This is a genomic window from Hymenobacter agri, assembly GCF_054778495.1.
Genome location: NZ_BAAGZM010000426.1, coordinates 1 through 3,742, shown reverse-complemented (window position 1 = coordinate 3,742; position 3,742 = coordinate 1). Strand labels below are relative to the sequence as shown.

Genomic DNA, 3,742 nt, shown 5'->3' with positions numbered 1-3,742 from the left:
AGCCGACGGGTGGGGGCGGGTTCTGGCGCAGCAGGTCGGCCACTTCGCGCTGCCGGTCGAGGCTGCGGCTCAGGCGCTGCGAGGTGGTGAGAATAAGCGACGCGCACGCCGACACCAGCACCGCCGGCGTGAACATGGCCGAAAGAATGGTGAGCGTGCCGGCAAGGGAAGACATGGGAGAAAGGCTGGGTAGAGGGAAATCAGGGAATTAAAGGACCGTCATGCTGAGCGAAGCGTAGTCGAAGCATGACGGTCTTTTTACTCACACCTCATACAATCGCCTTGCCTTCTTCCATGTCTGTTTCGACCAGGGACTTGCGCTTGCCCACGATGTAGCGCAGGCCCTTGTCGTAGCTGATGTAGCTCCAGGCCCAGTGCAGCAGCACCATAAGGCGGTTGCGGAAGCCCACCAGCGAGATGACGTGCACCACGCCCCAGGCCAGCCAGGCCAGCAGGCCGCTCAGGTGCAGCTCCTGGCCGAAAAGCTTGATGTCGGCCACGGCGTGGTTGCGGCCGATGGTGGCCATCGAGCCCTTGTCGTGGTAGCGGAACCGCTCGGCCAGCTGCCCGGCCAGCCAGCGCTTGAGGTTGGACCCCAGCAACCGGCCCTGCTGAATGGCGGGCTGGGCCACCATGGGGTGGCCGTCGGGATAGTCGGCCGTTTTCATGGCCGCTATATCGCCGATGGCGAACACGTTGTCGTAGCCCAGCACGCGGTTGTATTCGTCCACGGCGTAGCGGTTGCCGGGTAGCAGGCAGTCGGCCCGCAGGCCCTGAATGGGGGCCCCCGTAACGCCCGCCGCCCAAATCAGCGTGCGCGACACAAACTGCTGGCCCGTGTTGAGCGTGACCGTGTAGCCATCGTATGATTTCACCCGCGCCTCCAGCCATACCTGCACCCCAAACGCGCGCAACGACTCCAGCGCCTTTTGCGAGGCGTGGGCCGACATGCCCTTCAGCAGCACCGGCCCGCTCTGCACCAGGTGAATGTCCATTTCCTTAAAATCGAGCTCGCGGTAGTCCTTCGGAAACACGTGGGTGCGCAGCTCGCTCAGGGCGCCGGCAATTTCGACGCCGGTGGGACCGCCGCCCACAATCACGAAGTCGAGCAGGCTATTGATTTGCTCGTAGTCGCCGAGCTGCAGGGCCTGCTCAAAGTTCGACAGTACGGTATTGCGCAGCTCAATGGCTTCCTCCACACTTTTGATGGCAATCGCATTCTTTTCCATGGCCTTGTCACCAAAATAATTTGGTTCGGCCCCGGTAGCTAGCACCAGAAAATCGTAGCGCAGCAGCCCGATAGTGGTTTCCACTACCTGCTTGTCGGTATCGACGGCCTGCACCTCGGCCAGCCGGAAGTAAAAGTTCTCCTGCTCACTGAGGATTTTGCGAAACGGCGACACGATGTCGCCTTCATCCAGGCCAGCGGTGGCCACCTGGTACAGCAGGGGCTGAAACGCGTGGTAGTTCTGCTTGTCTAGCAGCACCACCTGTACCGGCGCATCGGCCAGGGCTTTGGCCAGCTCCAGGCCGCCGAAGCCGCCGCCCACAATCACCACCCGCGGCTTGCCGAGGTCATCAATTTTCGTTAACCCTTCCATGCGGTAAAGATGCGAAGCCGGATGAAGGACGGCCTCTGCCGGGTGTTACCCGTTTTTGGCTGGTGAGGTTGTGTTGGCTCTGGCTGCGAGCCACGCAATGGCTGCCGGCTGCCGTCAGCTGCTCGGCGCGGCCGCAATGCACCAGTTGTTCCGGGCTGCAACGAAGTGTGCGAGCACGCGCGGAAATACTGCCTGGCAGAAAGCGACAGCTGCGGCAAATAAACGTTATTATGTATATTGTATTAAACAAGTAAAATAATAAAATATTTTATAGTAATTGTTATTTAAAAAAGTCATGGGCAAATAATCAGTCAGGCTTTTTACGGGCAGTTCTCGGCGATTATGGGGTGCGAGGCGGTTGCGCAGACCGATAAAGTACAATTACAAATGGATTCGAAAAGTATTAATGTTTATTGATGAAGTTATAACGGGCTGCAAGTTATATAGCTTTGTGTCAAATAGTGTTTTACGGGGTTATTTTTTACTTGTACTATGCAGTCGCGCATTGCCTCTTTTTCTGCTCCGCTATCGCCGGTGTTCATTGCCATGATGATAGCGCTTTTGAGTAGCTGCTTTGTCACTCAGGCGTGGGGCCAGTGCACCGGCTGCTCTACCATAACCAATCCCGACAAGTCCGCTACGTTCAATGTGGGCAGCAACCAAACCATTACCATTGACAGCAATGTGAATTTTGAGGGCACCATCAACGTGCTGGGCAGCAACTCAACGGTGATTGTGCTGGGCAGCGTTACCAAGGGCGGCCGCATTATTGTGAGCGGCAACAACACCCTCATCCGCAATGAAGGCACCATCAGCAATGGTACCAACGGGGGGGGGGCGGGCGGCTACCTGACGGTGCAGAGCGGCTACACCGGCACAGTGCTGACGAACCTGGGGCTTATTTCGTCGGAAAACGTGGCGCTCGCTTCGCCAACTACCATCGCAAACGGCAGCGCCGGCAACAGCACCGCTGTGTGGTCGGGCTACGTGGGAAGCAATTTTTCGGCCGTTGTTACCATCAACAACTACGGCAGCTGGAGTGGCCAGATAAATAAGCTTGCCAGTAGCACCATCAATAATTTCAGCACGGGCCGGTGGTCGGCTTACCTCACGCCCATTGGCACTACCGTTATCAACAACAGTGGTACCTGGAACGCCACCGACCTTAACTATTCGGGTAGCCTCATTCTCAACCACTCCGGCGGTACCTGGAGGGCTAATCTTAACCCCAGCGGCGCCCTGGCCCTGACCAATAGCGCCACCTGGACCAAGGGCTTTAATTTCCCCGGTGTCGGCCCCAACAGCTTCACAAATACCGGCACGGCCACGTTCGATGCCTACCTGGGCTTGGGCTCGGCCACTACCATCACCAACAGCGGTAGCATGACAATGAGCAACGGCATGGGCGATATCAGCGCCAATTCCAGCCTTACCAACCAGCGCAACGCAACCTTTCAGGTGGTGGGCCAGCTGGTGAACTACGGCGTCGTGAGCAATGCGGGGGTTGTGAGCAGCACCGGCGATTTCCAGAACAAGGCCGGCGCCAGCATGACTGGCCCGGCTGCTCCGCTACGGGGTAGCTTCCAGGCCGGCGGCTATTCGGCCAATGCCGGCAGCTTCGGCATGGTGGGCCGCCTCGACTTCTGCGACGCCGGCAATGCTGCTGGCTTCGATTCGCAGACGGGTAGCATGAATGCGGCTAATGTCACGTTCTGCTCAAACCGGCCGCTGCCCGTCGAGCTGGCCGCTTTCGTGGGCGAAGTGCTGAAAGGACAAGTGCAACTGCGCTGGACGACGGCCTCGGAGCAAAACAGCGCCCTGTTTGTAGTGGAGCGTAGCGCCCAAGGCGAAGTGTATGAGCGCGTAAGCGAAGTAGCTGCGCAGGGAAACTCCACGGCCGTGACCGTGTACGCTGCCACCGATGCCAAGCCGTTGGCCGGCACCAGCTATTACCGCCTGCGCCAGGTCGACCGCGACGGGGCCGTGGCTTACTCGCCGGTAGTGAAGGTGAATGTAGCCGCGGGCTCGCAGCCCATGCTGGCCTATCCGAACCCCGCCACTGACCGTCTTCGCCTCGACCTGACTGCGGCCACCGCCGAGCCGTGCGCCGTGCGCCTGCTCACACTGGCCGGCCAGGCCGT

2 protein-coding genes and 1 pseudogene are annotated in these 3,742 nt (G+C 59.2%); 1 reads left to right on the top strand and 2 read right to left on the bottom strand.

Annotation, left to right across the window (positions count from 1 at the left end):
- Together ACYVDE_RS17045 and ACYVDE_RS17040 are read right to left on the bottom strand one after the other, a co-directional pair.
- On the bottom strand, window positions 1-136 hold a 136-nt coding region (locus tag ACYVDE_RS17045), incomplete at its 3' end, for a DUF2721 domain-containing protein (RefSeq protein ID WP_460502751.1).
- A 133-nt stretch (window positions 137-269) separates the two neighbouring features.
- Window positions 270-1,601, bottom strand: a complete 1,332-nt coding sequence (locus tag ACYVDE_RS17040; protein ID WP_460502750.1) for an NAD(P)/FAD-dependent oxidoreductase — start codon at window positions 1,599-1,601, stop codon at window positions 270-272.
- Window positions 1,602-2,147: 546 nt separating this feature from the next.
- Between ACYVDE_RS17040 and ACYVDE_RS17035 the strand changes: the two are divergent.
- Window positions 2,148-3,742, top strand: a pseudogene (locus tag ACYVDE_RS17035) (hypothetical protein); the annotation flags it as partial.